This is a genomic window from Paenibacillus lentus, from assembly GCF_042714055.1.
Classification (GTDB): domain Bacteria; phylum Bacillota; class Bacilli; order Paenibacillales; family Paenibacillaceae; genus Fontibacillus; species Fontibacillus lentus_A.
Genome location: NZ_JBHGVC010000003.1, coordinates 641,642 through 664,019, shown reverse-complemented (window position 1 = coordinate 664,019; position 22,378 = coordinate 641,642). Strand labels below are relative to the sequence as shown.

Sequence of the window (22,378 nt, the reverse complement as noted above, 5' to 3'; positions counted from 1 at the left end):
ATCTCTTAACCATGTTCGACGGCGAGGTGTAATTTCCTCCAAAAAGTTGCTATTTTCTTAGAAAAGGATACTCTAATTCGACATGGCCCATCAAACTTTCCACTTGCTGGCCGTCAACCAGAATCTCTATCGATTTCACTTCATCGAACTGAAATAACGCCTTCGTTAACGATTCTACGGCAAGAGCCTCGCCTCCAGCCCCAAGCCGGGCCTCATCCGGCAGCGATAGATCAACAGTCAGCATGCCGCCCTCCAGCTTTGCTCCCTTGAAGTTCACTTTCTCCCACAGGGACAACAGTTCCGAAGCTCCGTTATGCTGAAGCGCCTCTAAAGTTCGAGCATATTTTTCTTCTTCCTTGCTATACGAAATTTCTATCTCCCTCGCAATTAAATCGTCCATTTGCACATCCGTGAAATAAGCTTGGATAACCTGCTTCTTGACTTGGGGCTCTTCCGGGGAGTTCCCTTCTGCATTGCCTGCACCGTGAGCAACAGGATCATTCGGCGGCTCCTGTATCATCTGGCCGATTTCATTGTTTGCCCCATGGCTAGAACCGCCGAGGTCTCCCTCTCCGGGCCTTGCTTCTGGCTTTTGACCGCATCCAGCGGTCACCGTGAGCAGAAGCACCAGCATGCCGGATATCCATATTTGTTTGTTCATGGTTACTTCTTCCTCCTCTAGAGATCGTTCAAGAAGCCGTTAAATCGACTTCCTGAACACTCATTTTTATGAACCGCTGGTTATTTCAGGCCAAGATAATCCTTGATTCCATCAACAACTCCTTGGGCGACGCTGTTCTGAAAGTTCTCCGTAAACAGCAAGGCCTCATCGCCTTTATTGCTTAAATAGCCAAATTCCAAAAGTACCGCCGGCATGGTCGTTTCCCGGGTGACATGCAAGCTTTTCGCACGCACCTTGCGATCCGGCAAACCGGAGGATTCCACGAGATACTTATGCATCGTTTTAGCAAAAGGAATGCTTTCATCGCGTGTATAATACGTCTCTACGCCGCTGGCCGTAGCCGAGCCGCTATTCGCATGCAATGAGACGAACAGATCTGCATTCATATTATTAGCAAGCTTCGCCCGATCTTTCAGCGTCACAAAAACATCCGTACTGCGAGTAAGTACATAGTCTAATTCCGTTTCCTTTTTTAATAAGTTTTCAACCTTCTTGGCAATGGAAAGATTGAAATCCTTCTCTTTCTTCTTCGTCACACTGATGGCGCCCGGATCCGTTCCTCCGTGGCCCGCATCAATGACGACCAACGGCTTGCCATTGCCAGACGGATAGCTCTGATCCACATTTAAATCGATGATGACATAGCCGTCGTTCGCATTCAGCAAGGAATAGTTTCTTGCGCCCGCTAGATCCATGACGACCCGAATCGTCGACGGCTGGTCGCTGAACTGCGAATAACGAATTTTGCTTACATCTGGATAATCATTGATATCCATATAACCGGTCTGATAGGCGTCCAGCGAATGATTATTCGAGAATGAATCATCGAACCTTGAATTCGGGATATCGATGACGATCCGATTTGGATCCGTCAGTTTAAATACGTCGGGCGCTACATTTTTATCTACCGCAATGATCAGGCGATTGGCATCAAAGCTGATTCCTTTGACGGAAGCCAGATTTTGTTCTGGGATCGGCGTAGGGCTAGTCGAGCCGTTACCCGCATTCCCGTTGCCTGAACCGGTATTTCCGCCCGTTCCGTTTCCACTGCCATTATCGGGGGTAATTAAATATACCGTCTTCGTTGCATTATCCCAGCCTACGGTAAGTCCCATCTGTTCACTGACGAATCTTAGCGGCACGAGCGTCGTATCCTCTTTTAGCATCGGAGCGATGCTCATGACGACTTTCTTGTCATTTACAGTTGCGCTTGTTTGATTGACGAACAATTTAATCGTTGTATCAGCTTGCTTTATAGTTACCGTGCGCGTCCCTTTCTCCCAGTCGACGTCAAAACCCAGCTCCTCCATGACGACACGAATCGGAATCATCACATTGCCTTTCACGTTCTGAACCTGTCCATTCTTGGGCAAATTCAGTGCTTCTCCGTCCAGATAAATACTTGTGCTGCCTCCGGCAGCTTGTCCCATCGCCGGAAAAGCAAAAATAAAAACAAGCATAAAAACCAAAAACCCAATTTTTTTCATCCGTCACCCCTACCATCCTGAAATTTTGCCTCGTGATGACCGATGATTTATTCGCTTTCCTCGACATCACCAGACGACATATTAGACGCCCGGCATACTTAAAAGTTGCGTAATCTTTCCTTTTTTCCGACAATGGTCCCTGCCGAAATCGAGACGAAAAAATGACTATTCCCGAAGCCTTGAGCTTTAGGAATAGTCATTTTAGGTAAGACTTTGTCCAATCTTAACGAGTCATTGGATGCTCTAGCTCTACATGACCCATCAGGCTTTCCACTTGCTCTCCGTCAACCGTAAGCTCAAGCTTCTGCACTTCCTCAAACTGGAACATCGTTGCTTTAAGCGAATTGATCGCCAACACCTCGGCGCCCGATCCAAGCCGCGCTTCATCAGGCAGTTGAATATCGATATGGAGAACGCCATCCGCGAGAGATGCCGTGTTCAGGATAACCTTCTCCCATAGGGAAAACAACCCGCTCTCCGCTACCTGCAGCTGCTTAAAAGCTTCGGAGTATTTCTCCTGATCCTCCTGGAACTTGATTTCACGCTGAACCTTCGTCAGCTCCATCAGATCATCATCGGTATAATACAGCTCGATTTGAGCAGTTTTCATTTCCGGCTCCGTCGCTTCTACATCATTTTGTCCCGCCCCTTGGGAACCATTCGGATCTGTCACTGCAGCAGGAGGCGATTCCGGCGTTACCTCTGGAGCCGCCTGCGGCTTTTGTCCACACCCGGCCAAGGCAGCCATGAGCACAAGAGCCGCTCCGACTATGCTTAATTTTTTCAAATCGATACCCCCTCTCTTCTATATTCTTTACCCATATTCCTGATCTTTTACTGAAGGCCCAAATATTCTTTGATTCCTGCAACGATGCCTGCTGCAATTCTATCCTGTACGACAGAATCTTTCAACACGGCCTCATCTAACGGATTGCTTAGGAATCCAGTTTCTAGAAGTATTGCGGGCATCGTCGTTTCACGCGTCACCTTCAAGTTCTGATGCTTCACCTTGCGATCATTCAATCCTGCAGCTTCGATCACATACTTGTGTACCGCATCCGCGAGAGAGATGCTGACGTCTCGGGTATACAGCGTCTCTGTTCCGGACGCCGTCGCAGAACCGCTATTGGCATGAATGGAAATAAATATGTCGGCTTGCAAATCATTCGCAATCTTTACCCGCTCGTCCAGCGTAGGGTATGTATCTTCACTTCTCGTCATCACTGTAATGATATCCGGCTCCTGCTTGAGCAGCTCATCCACTCTCAAAGCAATCGCCAGGTTGACATCCTTCTCAAGCACACCCGATATTCCCGTTGCTCCAGGATCTTTTCCGCCGTGGCCAGCGTCGATGACGATCAGGCTTTTGCCGTCAGGTCTTAGCGGTATATAAGGATCGACAGGCTCCAAAGTCAAATCGACAAAGGTAAAGCCGTTCTCATTCGAAATGACGAATTCTCTGCTCTCATTCAGATCGATGACGATTCTTATCGTAGATGGATCATTGCTGAACAACGAATAACGGATTTGCGACACTTCGGGATAGCCCTCAACCGCTAGCTGTCCATGATTCGTCGCATCCAGGGGCAAGCCCTCCTTGAATCCATCGGCAAATTTTGCATTCGGCACGTCAATAACGACACGCTCCGGGCCAATCATCTTGAATGCATTTGGCTCTAATATACGGTCGGCGGAAATCATAAGACGGTTATCGCTGAAGCTGAGTCCGTTGATCGTCGCGAGATCCATATTTTGATTATTCGCTTCCGACGTTCCGGATACGCTGCCGCCGCTAGCTTCCGGCTGCTTCACGGGCTGCTCCGGAACAGCTTCTCCTTCATTTGCCGGAGGCGTGCTGGCTCCGCCATTGACTACCCCGCTATCCGAGCCCTCGCTTGTACTGTACAAGTGAGCTGACTTTGTCTCGTTATCCCAGCTAACCTTAAGCCCCATCTGCTCTCCTATGAAGCGCAGAGGAACGAGCGTCGTATCTCCCTGCAGCATAGGCGGTGCAGATAGCGTAACGTCGCTGCCGTCAACTACTGCATTGGGGTTGTCTATGAAAAGCTGCAGCGATCTGCTTGCTTGCTTGATCGCTACCGTTCCGGTCTGCTTCTCCCATCCGACCTCATAGCCGAGTCCTTCCGAAATGACGCGAATAGGAACCATTACGCTGCCGTTAACCAGGCCCGCTTGTGCATTGGCTGGCTGTGTCAATTCCTGGCCATCCAGGAAGATCGAATTACTGGCGGCAGATGCCTGCCCCATTCCCGGCAAAGTCCACAGCAAAACAACCAGCATCAACAGAAAACCTAACTTCTTCATCGTATCCCCTACCAATCCTTTTTTTCCGCCCACTGGCTATGATGGTCTTACCGTTCAATCGACAACAAAAAGTGACATACAATATACACGATTTCATTCCATCTTCTAATTAATCCCATACTACCAGAAAATTCGCCCTGATCATAGACTTTAATCTATTTTTGAGAAATAGAATGATATATTACTGCAGACAAAAAAGACAGCTCCAGAGTCTAATGGGATAGACTTTGGAGCCGTCCTTAAAGTTTGGCTGACATTATGCTAATGAGCTGCTTGCTCTCTTCGCTTCATAAGCCGAGATCAGATCCTCATGCTGCAATGTAAGTCCGATGTCGTCCAGGCCTTGAAGCAGGAACTGGCGACGGTGCTCATCCAGATCAAACGATATATTCAAGCCGTATTGATCTGTAATCGTTTTGTTCTCCAAATCAACCGTCAATTGATAGCCCTCATGCTTAGCAGTACGCTGGAACAAGTCCTCTACCTGCTCTTCGGAGAGCTTGATCGGCAGAATACCATTCTTAAAGCAGTTGTTGTAGAAAATATCCGCGAAGGACGGTGCGATTACGCAGCGGAAGCCGTAATCCAGAATCGCCCAAGGCGCATGCTCCCGGGAGGAGCCGCAGCCGAAGTTGACGCGGGAAATCATAATTGAAGCACCTTCATAGCGCTGTTTATTCAGCTCGAATTCCGGGTTTACATTGCCTTCCGTATCAAAACGCCATTCATAGAACAAAAATTGCCCGAATCCAGTACGCTCGATCCGCTTTAGAAATTGTTTGGGAATAATAGCGTCCGTATCTACGTTTACGCGATCCACGGGACCGACGACACCTGTAAGTTTGTTAAAAGCTTCCATGATTAAGTTCTCCCCTCTTTCGCCTTCGTTAGCTAACGACTTCGCTCTTCACATTCCATTCACGGACATCCACGAAACGGCCTCTAATCGCCGCAGCCGCTGCCATTGCCGGAGAAACGAGGTGCGTTCTGCCGCCGCGGCCTTGACGTCCTTCGAAGTTCCGGTTGGAGGTGGAGGCACAGCGCTGGCCCGGCTCCAGAACGTCGGGGTTCATGGCAAGACACATACTGCAGCCCGCATCGCGCCATTCAAAGCCAGCCTCGGTAAATACTTTGTCCAGGCCTTCCTTCTCAGCCTGCAGCTTAACGCGACCTGAACCCGGAACGACGATTGCCGTTACTTTGTCAGAAACTTTATAGCCTTTCGCGATTTCCGCCGCGGCGCGAAGATCCTCGATGCGTCCATTCGTACACGAGCCGATAAAAACGTAATCGATCTCAATGTCCGTCATCGGTGTACCCGGGGTAAGTCCCATATATTCAAGCGCCTTCTCGGCAGCCTTCCGTTCATTATCCGATGCAAAGTCGTTCGGATTCGGAACAGTTGCATTGATATTCGTGCCCATACCTGGGCTCGTTCCCCACGTAACTTGCGGAATCAACGCGTCAACGTCGAATTCCACGACACGGTCATATTCCGCGCCTTCGTCGGTAGTCAGATTCTTCCACTCCGCTACAGCGCGATCATACGCTTCGCCTTGCGGAACATGCTGGCGGCCGCGCAGATATTCAAAAGTCGTCTCATCCGGCGCAATCAAGCCCGCTCTGGCTCCAGCTTCAATAGACATATTACATACGGTCATTCTTTCTTCCATCGTCAGCTCGCGAATCGCTTCACCGGTATATTCGATAACATATCCCGTTGCAAAATCCGTGCCGTACTGGGCGATGACGCCAAGAATCATATCTTTGGCAGTTACTCCTGGTTTGCGTTTGCCGACAAAACGTACTTCCAAAGTCTTCGCCTTGGCTTGCTGCAAGCACTGGGTAGCCATGACGTGCTCAACCTCGCTCGTACCGATCCCGAATGCAAGCGCGCCGAATGCGCCATGCGTAGACGTATGGCTGTCGCCGCAGACGATCGTTTTGCCTGGATGAGTCAAGCCCAGTTCCGGACCCATAACGTGTACAACACCCTGATCGATCGTATCCAGATCGTAGAGTGTAACGCCGAAATCGCGGCAGTTCTGCGTTAGCGTATCGATCTGCTGCTTGGAAATCGGGTCTTTAATGTTGAAACGGTCTTTCGTCGGTACGTTATGATCCATCGTCGCAAATGTAAGCTCCGGACGGCGCACTTTGCGTCCGCTGAGGCGTAGTCCCTCAAACGCTTGCGGAGAGGTTACCTCATGCACCAAATGCAAATCGATGTAAATGATGCTCGGCTTCCCTTCTTCCGCATGAATCACGTGATTGTCCCAAATTTTCTCATACATTGTCTTTTTAGTATTACTCATCGTATTCACCCCACTGAAGGATTCGAACATGTAACAAAGCGTAAAAATGCATGACATGCCTTTATCCACGCTTCGTATGTTGTCACTACTATATCACCTCTCTAGTCATTGTTCCAAGATATAATTTCTATAATAGTTATAGGATTTGACTATAGAGAGTGTAATGCGGCATAAATAAAAGAGACCTTCGTGCCACGAATGCTTCGTTCCATCGAAAGTCTCTTCTTCAGTCCCTTGTAGAACAGCAGCGGCCTGAGAATAGCTGCTGCTATTTGTTGAAGCCCTCAACCCCCATAATGTGATCCAGCGGCACCGGCCCGATCATCCGGCTGTCCTTGCTGTTATTCCGGTTGTCTCCCATCACAAAAATATGATTGTCGGGGATTTCCCATACCTGACTTTGCTCTGCGTACATCTGCTCTTTAATATAAGGCTCTTCCAGCTTGGCGCCGTTCCTGTACACTTGGCCGTCTTTGATTTCAATGATGTCGCCAGGCAGGCCGATAACGCGTTTGACGTAGAAGAAGTCTTCCTTCTTGTTTCCGGACAGGATGCGGATCAAAGGATGCTCATTAACGCTATCCCAGAACGAACGGCTGCGATCAACGCGGCTATCGATAATGACGATATCTTTGTAGCTCGGCAGCTTTTCCAAAGCCTGCGATATTTTCCAGGCGTAAATTCGCTGTTTATCGTCCAGTGTCGGCTCCATGGAATGACCGTTCACCTTATATGGTTGTATTATAAATATGCCGATGAACATGCTGATTATAAAGCCGATTATTATAGATAGTCCCCAGCCCTGAACCTCTTTCCATATTTTCATAGAACGGCAACCTCCAATTCCCATTTACTATAATTATACAACCAACTTACATAATAATAAAATTTTAGAGCAGTATGCCTACTGGAAGCATCAATAAGTCCTATATTTTATTTAAAAATGATAGGCTATACTTATAGAAGTTATGACATTAATCGCAACACCCAATTCAAGAAAAAGGTGATCCCATGGAATTAAGGCAGCTCCTATACACATTGAAAATTGCTGAGGAACGCAACTTTTCCAGAGCGGCCGACAAGCTCCACATCGCACAACCCTCGCTTAGCCAGCAATTATCCAAGCTTGAGCAGGAGCTCGGCGTAAAATTGTTTCAGCGCAATACGAGTACGGTCGAGCTTACGCACGCGGGTGCCAGCTTCATTAAGCATGCCCGTAAAATCATGGATGCGGTCGAGCAGCTTCGTCAGGAGATGGACGACATTTCCCAGCTTCGCGCCGGACGCGTCGTCATCGGGAGTATGCCGATAACCGGCTCCCACCTGCTGCCCTATGTCCTGCCGGCATTTAAAGAAGCGTACCCGGATATTCAGGTTAATCTGCTTGAAGATACATCCCTGAACCTGGAGAAGCTCACGGCCGGCGGAGGAACGGATTTAAGCCTCCTCTCTCTGCCCCTGCAGGAGCCTTCTTTAACATATGAAGCGATAGGCGAAGAGAAAATCGACCTGGCTATTCCGCCAAATCATGTTCTGGCCGACCCGAACAATCGTCCGAAAGGGGGCGTATCCCTGGAGCAGCTTAAAGGCGAACCCTTTATCGTGCTCAAAAAGGGACAGGGCTTCCGAAAAATCATGATCGATTTATGCCGTTCTGCGGGCTTCGAGCCTGATATCGTGTTCGAGAGCAACAACATCGAGACGGTTCAGTCGCTCGTCGCCGCCGGGATGGGCATTACCCTTGTCCCGCGTTTTATCGCCAGGGCCAAGCGCAGCGAGCTGATCCCCGTTTACGTCCCGCTGGCAGAGCCGGTGCCAAGCCGCACCCTTGTTATTGCCTACCGGAAAGGACGGTACCTGTCCAAGGCGGCGGAGGCTTTTATTGAGACGTTCCGCAGAACCATAGAGCAGCGAATGAAGGAAGAAGCATAGTAAAAGGCTGTCCCTTAAGGCTAGACTACGCCGAAGAGACAGCCTTTTTTCTGACTTAATATTTATGGATTATAAACGATACAGACTTGAACGCCGATCCTCGAACACGGGAATTCTCGAGCGCACATCATCCACTAATGACAAATCGATTTGAGCCGTAATGATGCCTTCTTCCTCCCCGCCCTCAGCGAGCACCTCTCCCCAAGGATCAATGATCATCGAATGGCCGAAGAAATTATCCTTCCCGCTCTGTCCGGTGCGGTTGCAGGCAACGACGTACATTTGATTCTCAATTGCCCTGGCCATAAGCAATGTGCGCCAATGATGGAGACGCGGGTGGGGCCAGGCGGCGGGAACGAACAGCACCTTGGCGCCCTGCAGCGCGAGTGTGCGGGTGAGCTCTGGAAAGCGGATATCATAGCAAATGGACGCCCCCGAGGTTTGTCCCTCCAAATCGAAGGTAACGACAGACTGACCGGACGACAAATGCTTCTCCTCCTGCATGAGCCGAAACAGATGCATTTTGGAATACGACGCGATCTCCTTACCGGAGCTTTCAAAAATACGCATCGTGTTGTAGACCTCTTCTCCGCGCTTCTCCGCTATCGAGCCGGCAACGATGTGAACGCCGTTGTGCAGAGCAAACTCGGAGATCCATTCCCCGCTCTCTCGCCCCTCTACGTCCGCCAGCTCCTGAATTTGCTCCAGCGCGTAACCGGTATTCCACATCTCTGGCAATACGATCAGATCCGGCTTGACGGCAGCGTCAACCGCCTGCTTCATCCAGCGCTCAACCGCTTGCCGATTAGCTGCAGGATCTCCCATTTGAATGTCACATTGAATCAGGGCGATATTCCATGACGTTTGTTGATGAGACATGCCGACTCTCCTTTCATCCGTTAAAGTTGCTTGAGTACCATCATAAGCGGCTGACCTTAACCATGCAAGTACCGTTTTTGGTGTGATGTCCAACATGACGGGCTTTAATCCATTCTATACATATTGGATAAATCATGATAAATTATGAATATTGTTATTTTATAGACCGGAGTGTTGAATATGAGCCGACAAAATCAATCGCAGGAAAGTTCCTTTTTTCCAATTCAAGCTGCTGACGTGATGGATAAGCTGCCGAAGCAATTTTTCGCTTCGCTTGTCCAAAGCGTGAATCGGGAAATTTCGCAAGGCCATGACGTCATTAATCTAGGACAGGGCAATCCGGATCGCCCTACGCCTGAGCATATCGTGAAAGCCGCACAGCAAGCGGTGGCCAATCCACAATACCATAAATATTCTCCTTTCCAGGGCTACAGCTTCCTCAAAGAGGCTGTATGTCAGCGTTACCTTGAAGACTATGGCGTATCGCTTGATCCCGAGAAGGAGGTTGCCATCTTGTTCGGCGGAAAGACCGGGCTCGTGCAAATCGTCCAGATCCTGCTTAATCCCGGCGATCTCTGTCTCGTGCCTGATCCGGGATATCCCGACTACTGGTCAGGCGCAGCCCTTGCAGGAGCGGAAATGTCTTTCATGCCGCTGCGCGAAGAGAATGCCTACCTGCCGGATTATGCGAAAATATCGCCTCTAGATCGCAAGCGGGCGAAGCTGATGTTCCTGAATTATCCGAACAACCCAACCTCGGCGGCAGCGCCGTTGTCCTTCTATGAGGACACCGTCAAATTTGCAGCCGAAAACGAGATCGTCGTGGCGAGCGATTTCGCCTATGGAGCTATCGGCTTTGACGGCAAGAAGCCCGTCAGCTTCCTGCAGGCCGAAGGCGCCAAAGAAGTAGGCGTTGAATACTACACTTTGTCCAAGACCTATAACATGGCTGGCTGGCGCGTCGCCTTTGCACTTGGAAATGAAAAAATCATTTCCCTGATCAATTTGCTGCAGGATCATATTTACGTCAGCTTATTCGGCGGTATCCAGGAAGCGGCCAAGGTCGCCCTGACGGCTCCCCAGGATAACGTCGCGGAACGCGTAGCCGTATATGAATCCCGCCGTAACGCCTTATTCGACGAGCTGGCCAAAATCGGCTGGGCTGCCCGGAAGCCAAGCGGCTCCTTTTTTGCCTGGCTGCCAGTGCCGAATGGATGGGATTCTGCCGCATTCGCTCAAAAGCTGTTGACCGAAGCAAAGGTCGCCGTCGCACCCGGTATCGGCTTTGGCCAGCATGGGGAAGGCTACGTCAGAGTCGGGCTGCTAAGCAGCGAGGAGCGTTTGCGCGAAGCGGCACAGCGGATCGGCAAGCTTGGGCTGTTCTAACTCTTTTGCTTTGCAAAGCCTTGGCGCGCATGGTATTCTATCAGTAATTCCAATCGATTATGACTTGACTAAACGTGAAGACGGGACCAAGTACGTCAGACCAGCGTCGTCCAGAGAGTAAATTCCTTAGGCTGTGAGAATTTACCGAATCGCCCTTTCGGAACCCTATCCCCGAGCGGCCGGCCTATAAGCCGGACAGTGCCCCTGTTACCGGGCTTTGAGTCGGATGAGAATGTTCATCAATAAAGGTGGTACCGCGGAAGTATAGCTTTCGTCCTTTGCATGCAAAGGCGAAAGTTTTTTTATTTTCTTTTATCATAACTACTAGGAGTGATCTCCATGCTACGCCGCATCGTTGTCAAAATAGGGAGCAGCTCGCTGACTTCGCCGGAAGGAGGATTGAATCGGGAAGCTATCGCCTACTTCGCTTCCGAATTAGCGAGTCTTCAGTCTCGCGGCTGCCAGGTACTGCTGGTTACCTCTGGAGCCGTAGCTGCCGGATTCCGGGAAATCGGCTACCCGGAGCGTCCGAAGCTGCTCCATGAAAAGCAGGCCGCTGCCGCCGTAGGGCAAGCGCTGCTCATGCAGAACTATCGCGAAGCGCTGTCTCTGCACAGCGTCGCCTCTGCCCAAATACTGCTGACCCGCTCGGACTTCCAGAACCGCAAACGAACGGGCAATGCCAGCATGGCCGTAGAGGAACTGCTCAAGCGCAACGTATTGCCGATCATCAACGAGAATGACACCGTCTCTGTCGACGAGCTGAAATTCGGCGATAATGACACCTTGTCCGCGCTTGTGGCGAATTTGATCAAAGCGGATCACTTGATCATTTTGACGGACATGGACGGATTGTACACGGAGGATCCGCGTATTAACCCCGCTGCCAAACGCATCGAGCTCGTTGACGAAATCACGGATGAGATTTACGCCATTGCCGGCGGAGCTGGTTCCTCGGTCGGAACGGGCGGCATGCGCTCCAAAATTGATGCCGCCAAAATCGCCACTCGGGGCGGCGTGCCCGTTTTCGTCGGAAAAGTCCATTTGCCTGGCCAGTTAAGCGAGATTCTGGAGGGCCGGGGCCAGGGGACTTATTTCGAGACTCGCTCATCCACCCTGCCGCGCAAAAAGCAATGGCTTGGATTTTTATCCACGCCGCTAGGTACGCTAACCGTCGATGAGGGCGCAGAAGAAGCGCTTATTCACGGGGGGCGCAGCCTCTTGCCCGTCGGTGTGAGACATGCCCAGGGATATTTTCATGCCGGAGATGTCGTTGAAGTCGTAAATCGGGACAAAGAAACGCTCGGGCGTGGAATTGTGAACTATGATTCTGAGCAATTACAAGACATAATGGGATTAGCGAGCACGGAAGTCATCAAGAAGCTGGAAGGCATCCATCGTCTTGAGGTGATTCACCGGGATGAATGGATTTCATTAAAGTTATAAATCACAAGCTTCAAATATTAACCATTTTGAGGAGGTATTCAAATGAGCGAAGTAAGACAAAAGGCAAAGCTTGCCGGTAAAGCTGCAAACGTATTGAACAGTCTGACCACAGAACAGAAGAATCAGGCACTGCTGGATTGCGCCCAGGCTTTAATCGATCATAGCGAAGCCATTATCGAGGCGAACAAGGAGGATTTGCAGCGCGGCCGGGAGAACGGCACCTCCGTGTCCTTGCTTGATCGGCTTGCACTGACGGAAGAGCGTATTGCCGGTATCGCGGAAGGCCTGCGCCAAATCGTGGAACTCCCGGATCCGATCGGGGAAACGCTGGAGACGATCGATCGTCCTAACGGCCTTCATATCGTCAAGAAACGCGTTCCTCTTGGAGTTATCGGCATCATTTACGAAGCACGTCCAAACGTCACGGTCGATGCCATCGGCTTGTGCCTGAAGACCGGCAACGCGGTCGTCCTGCGGGGCGGCTCCTCTGCTCTGTCCTCCAACCGCAAAATTGTAGAAATTATTCATGACTCGCTGGCAGGCAGCGCCGTTCCACGCGATGCGGTTCAACTGATCGAGGATCCAAACCGGTCTTCCGTCGACGAAATGCTCAAGCTGAACGGCCTCCTGGATGTCGTTATTCCGCGCGGAGGCAGCTCATTGATCCAAAACGTGGTTCAGAACGCTACCGTGCCTGTCATCGAGACCGGCGCCGGCATCTGCCATACGTACCTGGATGCGACAGCGAATCCATCCATGGCGGCGGACATTACCCTCAACGCCAAGGTTCAACGTCCTTCGGTATGCAATGCGATGGAGACTCTGCTGGTGCATAAAAGCTTCGCGCAGTCTCATTTAGCGGATATCGCCGACAAGCTGCGCGAATCTAACGTCGAGCTCCGGGGCTGCGAGGCAACGCGCGGACTGATCTCTTGGGCGCAGCCTGCAGCTGAAGAAGATTACGCTACTGAATACAACGATTATATTCTTAATGTGAGAATCGTTGAAAGCCTGGATGAGGCTCTCCTGCACATTAATCGCTTTGGTACGAAGCATTCCGAATGCATCGTGACCGAGGATGGCGCAAACGCGGAGCGGTTCCAGCAGGAAGTCGATGCGGCAGCCGTTTACCATAACGCCTCTACCCGCTTCACGGACGGATTCGAGTTCGGCTTCGGGGCAGAAATCGGAATCAGCACGCAGAAGCTGCATGCCCGGGGACCAATGGGACTGCCTGCGCTTACCTCAAGCAAATACATTATTCAGGGCAGTGGACAGATTCGGAGCTAAGGAGGCCAATCGATGACGACAAACAACACGAATAATGAACCTTCGATTTGTTTTTATGGCGCAGGCTCCATGGCGGAAGCCATTGTGCGCGGTCTTATCCACCGCAAGGTAGCCCCGCCGGAGGCCATCTCCATGCTGAACCGCAGCAATCGGGAGCGGCTTGATTATTTAGCGGGCACCTACGGCATCAAGACAGGGCGTGACGACGTAGAAAAAAAGGATCGCCTCACCTCCGCATCGGTAATCGTCCTAGCGATGAAGCCCAAGGATGCTGGCGAGGCGCTTAAGGCGCTCGGCTCGCTGCTCCGCAAGGATCAGCTCATCGTCTCCGTCATTGCGGGCCTCTCCATCGCCACCATTCAAGCGCTGCTTGGATACCAGGCGCCGATTGCCCGGACGATGCCTAACACTTCAAGCTCAATCGGGCTTGGAGCGACCGGCATCGCCTTCTCCGCTGAAGTGACGGAGGAGCAATCGGCGCAGGTGCTTGCTATGTTCGAAGCGGTCGGTACGGCCCAGGTCATTCCCGAGGAGCAGATGGAGATTTTGACCGGAGTATCCGGAAGCGGTCCGGCATACATCTACTACATGATGGAAGCGATGATAGAGGCTGGCATTGAAGGGGGCCTTACCCCGGAACAGGCGCGGGAGCTTACCGTGCAAACCGTACTCGGAGCCGCTGTCATGATGAAGGAGACGGGTGAGGCCCCCGCCAAGCTCCGCGCGGATATTACATCTCCGAACGGCTCCACACAAGCAGCGCTGGAAACGCTGGCTGAAGGCAGCTTTAACGCTACCGTCAAGGCCGCTGTGCACCGCGCCGCCGAGCGCTCCAAAGAGATGGGCGAAGCAGTAAAGGAGGCATTGTTATGAGTTATTGTACGGCCACCTACCGTATTTACGATGATAAAGCAGATTTCTACAAAAAGGCCGAGTCCATCGCCGTCGGCATGACCGTCGGCACATGGACGGAGCTCCCGCAGATCAAGCAGGATGAAATGCGAGCGCACTTGGGCCGCGTCGAAAGCGTGCAAGTGCACGATTCACCTAGCGGCACCTCTGGCGAGCGTTACGCAGACGTGTCTATTTCTTATCCGGACATCAACTTCACCTCCGACATTCCGGCCCTGCTGATAACCGTCTTCGGTAAAATTTCCATGGACGGCAGAATCAAGCTGCTCGAGCTGCAGTTGTCCGATGCTTTTATGAGCGCGTATTCCGGTCCGAAATTTGGAATTCAAGGGGTTCGCGAGCTGCTCGGCGTACCTCACCGCCCGCTGCTCATGAGCATTTTTAAATCCGTCATCGGCTACGACCTGAACGGACTGCGCGAGCAGTTCATGGCTCAGGCCTTAGGCGGCGTCGATCTCATCAAGGACGATGAGATTTTGTTCGAGAACCCGCTGACGCCCATCGAGCAGCGCGTTCGCGTCTGCCGCGAAGCCGCGGAAGAAGCCAAGCAAATTACAGGTAAGGAGCTGCTCTACGCGGTCAACCTGACCGGACGCACATCATCGCTGAAAGAACAGGCGCTGCGGGCTATCGATGCCGGGGCATCCGCCCTTCTGTTCAGCGTGCTGCCCTATGGATTCGACGTCCTGCAGGAGCTGAGCAGCGATCCGGCCATTTCCGTGCCGATTGCGGCGCATCCGTCACTTGCCGGAGCGCTGTATCCATCGCCGCATTACGGCATCGCCGCTTCCCTGCTGCTCGGGAAGCTCATGCGCATCGCCGGAGCCGACCTGGTGCTCTTCCCATCTCCTTACGGTTCTGTCGTCATGCCGCGGGAAGAGAACCTGGCCATTCAACGGGAGCTGGTCACATCAGAGCTTGCGATTCGCAGCAGCTTCCCGGTTCCTTCTGCCGGCATCCATCCCGGACTCGTCCCGCAAATCCTCAGCGATTTCGGTACCGATGTCGTTGTAAATGCCGGAGGCGGAATTCACGGTCATCCGGATGGAGCAAGCAGCGGCGGCCGGGCCTTCCTGCAAGCGATCGACGCCTCTTTAAATGGCGTACCGCTCGAGCAGGCGGCGGACAGCCTGCCTGAATTGAAGGCCGCAATCGAAATTTGGGGAGGACGCAAATGAACAGCCGCAAGCAGCCCGTCATTTTCTGCGACTTCGACGGGACGATTACGTTAAGCGATAATATTGTAGCGATTATGAAGCATTTTAAACCTGAAGGCTATGAACCGATTATGGAGCGGATCCTGTCTCATGATCTATCCATCCGCGAGGGAGTCGGGCAAATGTTCTCCCTGCTCCCCTCTTCGATGAAGCAGGAGGTAACGGAGTTTGTACTGGGGCAAGCCGGAATCCGAGAGGGATTCGCGGATTTTCTAAGCTACCTGCGTGATCGGGACATCCCGTTTTACGTGACCAGCGGCGGAATTGACTTCTTCGTGCTGCCGCTGCTCGCTCCATTTGATATTCCGAGGGAGCATATTTATTGCAACAGTGCCGATTTCAGCACCGGGGGGATTACGATTACGTGGCCTACTCCCTGTGACGAGCATTGCAGCAATGACTGCGGCATGTGCAAGACGACCGTCATGAGGCAATTCCCGGCCAGCCGCTTCGAGCGCATTCTTATCGGTGACAGTCTGACAGACTTTGAAGGCGCCAAGCTCGCGGATCGGGTTTATTCCCGGGCCCGCTTGACCGAGAAGTGTCAGGAGCTCGGAGTCAATCATACGACATTCGAGACATTCTACGATATTCGGGGTGATCTTATCCAACGTGAAGGAGACATGTAAAAAAATGAGTTTCACAGCAATTTCACTAGAAGAGAAACAATCCGCGCTGGACGAGCTGCGAACGGTCAAGGAGCAATTCGCCGCACGCGGCTGGTTTCCCGGTACGAGCGGCAACCTGTCCATCCGCGTTGGAGAATTCTCCCCCGACACGTTCCATTTCGCGGTAACGTCGAGCGGCAAGGATAAATCGATCCATACGCCGGAAGATTTCCTGTTCGTGGATGCCGCCGGAGAGCCTTGCGAGACGACAAAGCTAAAGCCGAGTGCCGAGACGCTGATCCACGCCAAAATCTATCGCATGACGGGCTGCGGCGCGATCTTTCACGTACACACCGTATTCAACAACGTGCTGAGCGAGCTGTATGGCGATAAGGGCTGCGTCCCCGTGCAGGGCATCGAGCTGATCAAAGGGCTGGGCATCTGGGAGGAAAATGCGGCCATTGAAATTCCGGTGCTGCCGAACTATGCCGATATCCCTTCGATCGCCAAGCTCGTCCCCGGCGCATTGAAGCCGGAAATCCCCGGCATATTGCTGCGCAATCACGGTATTTACGTCTGGGGCAAAAATGCCTTCGAAGCTAAACGGCATCTGGAAGCATTTGAATTTATATTCGAGGTGGAATACCGAAGGCTGGCATTAAAGTAATATTGTAAATTCCTACAGAAGAAGGCTGTCTCGTATGTAGCAATGCTACGCTTGAGACAGCCTTTTATTTTTGTTCAGCAGAATATTTTTTCACAAGTCATCCTTTTGTATGAAAAAATAAATTTAATAAAACGCCGATCGTATCGGAATTTTTTTATATTCGATTCGATATCGCTCATTGTTATAACTTATTCTTAGTAACACGCTCCCTACCGTAGCAGTAACTGGATTTCATACATCTACTTTTGATTCAAAGAGGTAGATTTCAAGAAATAACTGGATTTCATGCATCTAAATATACCTTTTTCGCCTATATCAGCCTTTAATCCTCATTCTAACTACATGAAATCCAGCTAATCATATTGCTAGTGATAGATTGGATCATTTAAATACTACAAATACAGTTAGTTATATATCCAGTCGTATGGATTCGATGAAAAAAGCTTACTGTTAAATACTATTATACATGCTGCGGCGGATAATGCTTTACCCTAATAAAGCTCTCCTATCATTCCCTCAGCAACGCGCCTGCATTTCCGCTCCAATCTCGGCTTCAAGAGAGGACAGTTGCTTTGACCGTGCAGCTAACCGTTCACCTGCTTCAGCTGACAGAATTGAGCGTCACTTTGTTCGATGTAATCATCTTCATGCCGATTTCTATCTCCAGATTGCGGCGCTAGGCGGTGACAGCAGGCTGACTAAGCAGCAGCTTTTCAGCAGCTTTTCAGCAGCTTTTCAGCAGCTTTTCAGCAGCTTTTCAGCAGCTTTTCGGCAGCTTGCGTTACGCTTTCCAGGCTTCCTGGCTTCCTAGGCTAGCGCCTCGGCAAATCTTCCCAGAGCTCAAAAAAGGGGCAGCTCCATAGCTCCCCCTCCAGTTCGTTTTGTATTAAAAGAAGACGATCCAAATGACAATAGCCAACAGGATTCGGTAAATCGCAAATGGCATCAGCTTAATGCGGTTGATCAGCTTTAAGAAGAAGCGGATTGACAGCAGGGCAAATACGAATGCGCTTATAAATCCGGCGATAAAGAACGGCAGCGCGTCCAGCGTCATGTACTCCCAGTTTTTGTAAAGCGAAATCGCACTGGCTCCGCACATGATCGGCACAGCCATGATGAACGTGAAATCCGCTGCTGCGCGGTGGCTCATGCCAGCCAGCACTCCTCCGGAAATCGTGGAGCCTGAACGAGAGAACCCGGGCCAAATCGACAAGCATTGAATCAAGCCAACGACTAATGCATGCCGATAGGTCATTTGATCCACCGATTGAATCTTCGGCTGCTTGGGCCCGAATTTATCGGCAGCGATCATGAGAATAGCCCCGAGGACAAGGCCGATCAGCACCGTGGACGTCGAAAACAAATATTCATCGATATAATCCTCGAACAGCACGCCCAAAATCCCGGCCGGAATCAGGCCGACGATGACTTGTGCAAGCTTCAATCTCGGCTGATCCGCACGAACCACCTGCTTGCTGAAACGCGATAGACCGAGCAAATTAAGGATTCGATCCTTAAACACGACCAGCACCGCCAGGATGGAGCCAAGCTGAATAACGACCTTGAACGTATTCGCGGCATACTTCGAGGACAAGATCTGCTCCGTCTTGAGCCACATGTCGTCCACGATGATCATATGCCCTGTCGAGGAGACAGGTGCAAATTCGGTCACCCCTTCGACTAAGCCTAGAATAATAGCCTTGATAATATCCCAAAATAACATGCTCTTACTTCCCCTCTTCTTCGATGTGCTGGTAGGATGCTAAATCTGCGCGCGCTCGGCACACCTACTATTGGCCAGCCAGCATAAAAACTCTTTTAATAGAATAGATGGTTTTTCCCCTATTTTCAAGAAGCCTTCTTCCACCTGCGGATGAACCAAATCAGGAAGATGATGATCCCTGCCCCGATAAGCGCATAGGCTATATTTGAATAAACGTCCATGAATTCAACGATCTTTTCCCAGGAACCGCCCACCGCTGCGCCTACGGAGACCAGAACAATATTCCATATCAGCGTCCCGATGGTAGTAAAGAGCAGGAACAGGCCGAATTTCATCTTCGCCATGCCGGCGGGAATCGAGATCAGGCTGCGGATCAGCGGAATCATGCGGCAGAACAGAACCGTCCAGTAGCCGTATTTATCAAACCAGGCATCCGCTTTGCGAATGTCCTCCTTCTTAAGGCGAAGATATTTGCCCCACTTGTCGATGATCGCTTCCAGGCGATCGACGTTAAGGATATAGCCCGCCCCGTACAAAATCACAGCCCCAAGCACCGAACCTATTGTCGCAGCAATGATTACGCCAACAATAGTCAGGCTTGAATATGTTGTCATAAAGCCGCCAAACGTCAGGATGACCTCTGATGGAATAGGCGGGAAAACATTCTCTAGCGCGATGAGCAGAAAAATGCCTATGTACCCGAACTGCTCCATGAATTCCGTAATCCAGTTCTCCATATTATACCTCCATGCCGTTTCATAGAATAGCTTTTCTTACGTTCCGCAAATACCTTCTGCGAATGAAATAAAAGTATACAACCTGCACAATAAAAAAACTTGCAAGAATAAAGCCGGCCTCCACCGCAATGGAGAAATTGAAATAGCTTTGTAATGCTACAAATGCGAATAGGCTGTGAAGCATCGCCATGCCGATGGGCACAAAGAAGAGCAGGCCGATTTGCCGGGTGACCATCGTATTGATTTCCTTCCGCGTCACGCCAATCTTCCACATGGTGGCATACTGCCGGCGGTCATATTCCAAATCCGCATACAGCCTGAAATATAGGAAGCTTCCCGCCGCGATAAAAAACACGGTGCCGACAAGCAGTGCAATAAACAGCATGGTGCTGTAGATGCTGGTCTGCACTGCAAACAACGTACCGCTTACCGTCATGGCGTAAGATTCCTTCCCTTCATAGGTCACCTTTCCGTTCTGGGACAGCGTGCTGCCGATGCCCTCACCCTGCTCGGGAGCGGCCAAATAAAACGCAAAATACCGATCCTCCTGGACAGCCGCCGGGATCTGCTCCAGCCACTCATCGCTAACGATAAGACCGCTGAATTTCCCCTCCATGCTGCCGCCAAGCTCCAAAGTTAAGTATTCCGGGATCGGCACATGACTCGTAATCCCCTTCTCTACGAGACCAAGCTTCGTGCCCGGTACAGCGTACGATGTGAACCGCCGCTCCTTCAGCAGGGGTCTCTCGCGCTGCGAACCCAGCATAAGGAGCGCATCTTGACCTGACAAGGGGGCTTCCTCGAAAGGGATACCCGCCGCAGCGATCAATCGCTCATAATCCGAGTAAGCTACCAAAGGCATGCGTTGAATCTTTCCCTTTGGATCAGATTCTTCTATTACCTCAACTATGTTAATCGCTAGACTGACTCGCTTATAAGATAATCCGTGAGCAGCCAGTTCCTCTGAAATCTCACGCAAATGAGCACTTTCCAGCGGATTATCCCCCTTGGATACATAACCGATCGCCGCAACATAGTCCTGCCTGAACTCATAGGTTAATCGATGGATGGAGGCAAACACGCCGATCGCACAGAACGTTACCGTGGATATAATCGTGACGAGAAACAGCATTTGCGCATTCTTTTTCATTCGATGAGCCAGTGCCGACACCGTCACGATATTCGTTCTCCGCCAAAACAGCTTGCGCCGGCTTCTCACGGCTTCCAAGAGATACACGCTGAAATAGGCATACAAAAGGTACGTGCCGAGCACCGTCATCAAGGTCACAGGCACCATACGGACGACAACGGTCACGGCCGTCGAGGTTGCCGCCAAATAATAGCTCAGCATGATAAGGCAAATCGCCAATATAGACAAGACCAGCGATTTCTTCGGCAGAGCAGCCGGCCGTGAGCCGGACTGGAACAGCTCAATCAGCTTGCTTTTACCGATGAATACCGATGTGCATACCGAGATAAGCAGAAACAGCACGGCAAACGCCGCCAGCGTCAACAGCACGGCAAGCCAGGATACATGAAACTTCAGGTGATCAATGCCCAGCATATTTGCGCCGGCCATCAGGAACAGCTTGGCGGTAATGAATCCGGCAACGAGCCCGGTCACCATGGAGGCGCCGCCAATCGCCATATTTTCCAGGAACAGCATCCGATTGAGCTGTTTTCTGGTCATGCCATGGAGCCGTAAAATCCCCAGTTCCCGCTTACGTGATTGCAAAAACGAGCCCACCGAGTAAATCACGAAAAAAAACGAAAAAAAATAAACGGTGCCTTCCGCAACCTGCAGCGCTTCAACCGCCTGATTATAAATTATGTTCTCCTGAATATCGGGATGGAAAAGGAACAGGGCACACAGAAAAAATATCATTACAGAAAACGAACTGCTTAAATAATAAGCGGCATAAGTTCGTTTATTGCGCAGTACATGGTTAAAGGCGAATTGTCGAAAGGTCATACGTATCCCCTCCGAGCAGCGACAGCATATCGATGATTTTCTGGAAAAAAGCCTGCCGATTGCTGCCCCGATAAATCTCGTTATAAAACCTGCCGTCCTTAATGAAAATAACTCGATGACAGTAGCTGGCTGCTACAGCATCATGCGTAACCATAAAAATCGTTGCCTGCTCCTCCTGATTCAGAAAGGAGAAAGCCTCCATCACTTCCCGGGAGGATTTGGAATCCAGGTTCCCGGTTGGCTCATCGGCAAGAATGAGAGAAGGACGATGAATCATCGCACGGGCAATGGCCGTTTTCTGCATTTCTCCGCCGGATACTTCGAACGCATATTTTTTCATCAGCTCACGAATCCCTAGCTTTCCAGCAATGGCCGTGGATCTGTTCTCCATTTCCCGTACTGGCGTACCATCCAGCGTTAAAGGCAATACAATGTTCTCCTCAATCGTAAGGGTATCCAGCAGATTGAAATGCTGAAAAATAAAGCCCAGCTCCCGGCGGCGAAACAATGCCGCCTCCTCCTCACTCATCCGGTGCAGCTCCCGCCCATCGATGGCAACTCTTCCCGAGGTCGGTTCATCAATCGTGGCAATTACGTTCAGCAATGTCGTCTTGCCGCTGCCGGAGGGCCCCATCACGCCGACGAACTCCCCGCGTTCCATCCGGAAGGAGACGCCCTGGAGCGCGATGGTGGATATTTTGCCTTCATAAATTTTGGATAATGCATTGACTTCAAGCACCGGCATGTCCATGGCTCCTGTCTGGTTGGGATGCTAACAGTATACGATTCTTAGGCTCCGA

The 22,378-nt window shown here is 51.0% G+C and carries 20 protein-coding genes; 8 read left to right on the top strand and 12 right to left on the bottom strand.

Going from position 1 to position 22,378, the window contains the following annotated elements:
• Positions 1–49: 49 nt before the first annotated feature.
• The 7 genes from ACE3MQ_RS09935 to lepB all read right to left on the bottom strand — a co-directional run bounded on the left by ACE3MQ_RS09935 (position 50) and on the right by lepB (position 7,635).
• Complete coding sequence (locus ACE3MQ_RS09935) at positions 50–661, bottom strand: GerMN domain-containing protein (protein WP_379392448.1); 612 nt, start codon at positions 659–661, stop codon at positions 50–52.
• Between the two features lie 80 nt (positions 662–741).
• Positions 742–2,169: an N-acetylmuramoyl-L-alanine amidase gene (locus ACE3MQ_RS09930; RefSeq protein WP_379392447.1), complete on the bottom strand. Its 1,428-nt coding sequence runs from the start codon at positions 2,167–2,169 to the stop codon at positions 742–744.
• Positions 2,170–2,392: 223 nt separating this feature from the next.
• Complete coding sequence (locus ACE3MQ_RS09925; protein ID WP_379392446.1) at positions 2,393–2,956, bottom strand: GerMN domain-containing protein; 564 nt, start codon at positions 2,954–2,956, stop codon at positions 2,393–2,395.
• A gap of 47 nt (positions 2,957–3,003) precedes the next feature.
• Positions 3,004–4,494: an N-acetylmuramoyl-L-alanine amidase gene (locus ACE3MQ_RS09920; RefSeq protein WP_379392445.1), complete on the bottom strand. Its 1,491-nt coding sequence runs from the start codon at positions 4,492–4,494 to the stop codon at positions 3,004–3,006.
• 256 nt (positions 4,495–4,750) lie between these two features.
• Positions 4,751–5,353: a 3-isopropylmalate dehydratase small subunit gene (gene leuD, locus ACE3MQ_RS09915; protein ID WP_379392444.1), complete on the bottom strand. Its 603-nt coding sequence runs from the start codon at positions 5,351–5,353 to the stop codon at positions 4,751–4,753.
• A gap of 28 nt (positions 5,354–5,381) precedes the next feature.
• The gene (leuC, locus tag ACE3MQ_RS09910; protein WP_379392443.1) at positions 5,382–6,809 is read right to left on the bottom strand and encodes a 3-isopropylmalate dehydratase large subunit; all 1,428 of its coding nucleotides are present in this window, start codon (positions 6,807–6,809) and stop codon (positions 5,382–5,384) included.
• A gap of 268 nt (positions 6,810–7,077) precedes the next feature.
• Entirely contained in the window at positions 7,078–7,635 is a 558-nt protein-coding gene (gene lepB / locus ACE3MQ_RS09905) for a signal peptidase I (protein WP_379392442.1), read from the bottom strand.
• Between the two features lie 185 nt (positions 7,636–7,820).
• On the opposite strand from lepB, the gene ACE3MQ_RS09900 reads away from it, so the two are divergent.
• On the top strand, positions 7,821–8,741 hold the full coding sequence (locus tag ACE3MQ_RS09900; protein WP_379392441.1) for a LysR family transcriptional regulator: 921 nt from the start codon (positions 7,821–7,823) through the stop codon (positions 8,739–8,741).
• A 69-nt stretch (positions 8,742–8,810) separates the two neighbouring features.
• On the opposite strand, the gene ACE3MQ_RS09895 is transcribed toward ACE3MQ_RS09900, so the two are convergent.
• Positions 8,811–9,620: a carbon-nitrogen family hydrolase gene (locus ACE3MQ_RS09895; protein ID WP_379392440.1), complete on the bottom strand. Its 810-nt coding sequence runs from the start codon at positions 9,618–9,620 to the stop codon at positions 8,811–8,813.
• Positions 9,621–9,800: 180 nt separating this feature from the next.
• Here ACE3MQ_RS09895 and ACE3MQ_RS09890 point away from each other — a divergent pair, with 180 nt between their 5' ends.
• The 7 genes from ACE3MQ_RS09890 to mtnB all read left to right on the top strand — a co-directional run bounded on the left by ACE3MQ_RS09890 (position 9,801) and on the right by mtnB (position 17,146).
• Complete coding sequence (locus ACE3MQ_RS09890; protein ID WP_379392439.1) at positions 9,801–11,006, top strand: pyridoxal phosphate-dependent aminotransferase; 1,206 nt, start codon at positions 9,801–9,803, stop codon at positions 11,004–11,006.
• A 339-nt stretch (positions 11,007–11,345) separates the two neighbouring features.
• Entirely contained in the window at positions 11,346–12,452 is a 1,107-nt protein-coding gene (proB, locus tag ACE3MQ_RS09885; RefSeq protein ID WP_379392438.1) for a glutamate 5-kinase, read from the top strand.
• Positions 12,453–12,494: 42 nt separating this feature from the next.
• Positions 12,495–13,742: a glutamate-5-semialdehyde dehydrogenase gene (locus ACE3MQ_RS09880; protein WP_379392437.1), complete on the top strand. Its 1,248-nt coding sequence runs from the start codon at positions 12,495–12,497 to the stop codon at positions 13,740–13,742.
• Positions 13,743–13,754: 12 nt separating this feature from the next.
• Positions 13,755–14,615: a pyrroline-5-carboxylate reductase gene (gene proC, locus ACE3MQ_RS09875; RefSeq protein WP_379392436.1), complete on the top strand. Its 861-nt coding sequence runs from the start codon at positions 13,755–13,757 to the stop codon at positions 14,613–14,615.
• Positions 14,612–15,832, top strand: a complete 1,221-nt coding sequence (locus tag ACE3MQ_RS09870) for a 2,3-diketo-5-methylthiopentyl-1-phosphate enolase (RefSeq protein WP_379392435.1) — start codon at positions 14,612–14,614, stop codon at positions 15,830–15,832. Before proC ends, ACE3MQ_RS09870 begins: the two co-directional genes overlap by 4 nt.
• Positions 15,829–16,500, top strand: coding sequence for a 2-hydroxy-3-keto-5-methylthiopentenyl-1-phosphate phosphatase (locus ACE3MQ_RS09865; RefSeq protein ID WP_379392434.1), 672 nt, complete (start codon positions 15,829–15,831; stop codon positions 16,498–16,500). Before ACE3MQ_RS09870 ends, ACE3MQ_RS09865 begins: the two co-directional genes overlap by 4 nt.
• Positions 16,501–16,504: 4 nt before the next feature.
• Positions 16,505–17,146 carry a methylthioribulose 1-phosphate dehydratase gene (mtnB, locus tag ACE3MQ_RS09860; RefSeq protein WP_379392433.1) on the top strand — a complete coding sequence of 214 codons (642 nt, stop codon included), beginning with the start codon at positions 16,505–16,507 and terminating at the stop codon, positions 17,144–17,146.
• A gap of 886 nt (positions 17,147–18,032) precedes the next feature.
• Here mtnB and ACE3MQ_RS09855 read toward each other — a convergent pair.
• From ACE3MQ_RS09855 to ACE3MQ_RS09840, 4 genes are all read right to left on the bottom strand, one after another.
• Positions 18,033–18,869, bottom strand: a complete 837-nt coding sequence (locus ACE3MQ_RS09855; RefSeq protein WP_379392432.1) for an undecaprenyl-diphosphate phosphatase — start codon at positions 18,867–18,869, stop codon at positions 18,033–18,035.
• Between the two features lie 125 nt (positions 18,870–18,994).
• Entirely contained in the window at positions 18,995–19,606 is a 612-nt protein-coding gene (locus tag ACE3MQ_RS09850) for a DedA family protein (RefSeq protein WP_379392431.1), read from the bottom strand.
• A 19-nt stretch (positions 19,607–19,625) separates the two neighbouring features.
• Positions 19,626–21,578: an FtsX-like permease family protein gene (locus ACE3MQ_RS09845; RefSeq protein WP_379392430.1), complete on the bottom strand. Its 1,953-nt coding sequence runs from the start codon at positions 21,576–21,578 to the stop codon at positions 19,626–19,628.
• Positions 21,553–22,323 carry an ABC transporter ATP-binding protein gene (locus ACE3MQ_RS09840; protein ID WP_379392429.1) on the bottom strand — a complete coding sequence of 257 codons (771 nt, stop codon included), beginning with the start codon at positions 22,321–22,323 and terminating at the stop codon, positions 21,553–21,555. Before ACE3MQ_RS09840 ends, ACE3MQ_RS09845 begins: the two co-directional genes overlap by 26 nt.
• Positions 22,324–22,378 lie beyond the last annotated feature (55 nt).

What these genes read in the sequence shown, in the direction of transcription:
- ACE3MQ_RS09935 (WP_379392448.1), bottom strand. Translation starts at nt 661, where the DNA reads ATGAACAAACAAATATGGATATCCGGCATGCTGGTGCTTCTGCTCACG.
- ACE3MQ_RS09930 (WP_379392447.1), bottom strand. Translation starts at nt 2,169, where the DNA reads ATGAAAAAAATTGGGTTTTTGGTTTTTATGCTTGTTTTTATTTTTGCT.
- ACE3MQ_RS09920 (WP_379392445.1), bottom strand. Translation starts at nt 4,494, where the DNA reads ATGAAGAAGTTAGGTTTTCTGTTGATGCTGGTTGTTTTGCTGTGGACT.
- leuD (WP_379392444.1), bottom strand. Translation starts at nt 5,353, where the DNA reads ATGGAAGCTTTTAACAAACTTACAGGTGTCGTCGGTCCCGTGGATCGC.
- leuC (WP_379392443.1), bottom strand. Translation starts at nt 6,809, where the DNA reads ATGAGTAATACTAAAAAGACAATGTATGAGAAAATTTGGGACAATCAC.
- lepB (WP_379392442.1), bottom strand. Translation starts at nt 7,635, where the DNA reads ATGAAAATATGGAAAGAGGTTCAGGGCTGGGGACTATCTATAATAATC.
- ACE3MQ_RS09900 (WP_379392441.1), top strand. Translation starts at nt 7,821, where the DNA reads ATGGAATTAAGGCAGCTCCTATACACATTGAAAATTGCTGAGGAACGC.
- ACE3MQ_RS09895 (WP_379392440.1), bottom strand. Translation starts at nt 9,620, where the DNA reads ATGTCTCATCAACAAACGTCATGGAATATCGCCCTGATTCAATGTGAC.
- ACE3MQ_RS09890 (WP_379392439.1), top strand. Translation starts at nt 9,801, where the DNA reads ATGAGCCGACAAAATCAATCGCAGGAAAGTTCCTTTTTTCCAATTCAA.
- proB (WP_379392438.1), top strand. Translation starts at nt 11,346, where the DNA reads ATGCTACGCCGCATCGTTGTCAAAATAGGGAGCAGCTCGCTGACTTCG.
- ACE3MQ_RS09880 (WP_379392437.1), top strand. Translation starts at nt 12,495, where the DNA reads ATGAGCGAAGTAAGACAAAAGGCAAAGCTTGCCGGTAAAGCTGCAAAC.
- proC (WP_379392436.1), top strand. Translation starts at nt 13,755, where the DNA reads ATGACGACAAACAACACGAATAATGAACCTTCGATTTGTTTTTATGGC.
- ACE3MQ_RS09870 (WP_379392435.1), top strand. Translation starts at nt 14,612, where the DNA reads ATGAGTTATTGTACGGCCACCTACCGTATTTACGATGATAAAGCAGAT.
- ACE3MQ_RS09865 (WP_379392434.1), top strand. Translation starts at nt 15,829, where the DNA reads ATGAACAGCCGCAAGCAGCCCGTCATTTTCTGCGACTTCGACGGGACG.
- mtnB (WP_379392433.1), top strand. Translation starts at nt 16,505, where the DNA reads ATGAGTTTCACAGCAATTTCACTAGAAGAGAAACAATCCGCGCTGGAC.
- ACE3MQ_RS09855 (WP_379392432.1), bottom strand. Translation starts at nt 18,869, where the DNA reads ATGTTATTTTGGGATATTATCAAGGCTATTATTCTAGGCTTAGTCGAA.
- ACE3MQ_RS09850 (WP_379392431.1), bottom strand. Translation starts at nt 19,606, where the DNA reads ATGGAGAACTGGATTACGGAATTCATGGAGCAGTTCGGGTACATAGGC.
- ACE3MQ_RS09845 (WP_379392430.1), bottom strand. Translation starts at nt 21,578, where the DNA reads ATGACCTTTCGACAATTCGCCTTTAACCATGTACTGCGCAATAAACGA.
- ACE3MQ_RS09840 (WP_379392429.1), bottom strand. Translation starts at nt 22,323, where the DNA reads ATGCCGGTGCTTGAAGTCAATGCATTATCCAAAATTTATGAAGGCAAA.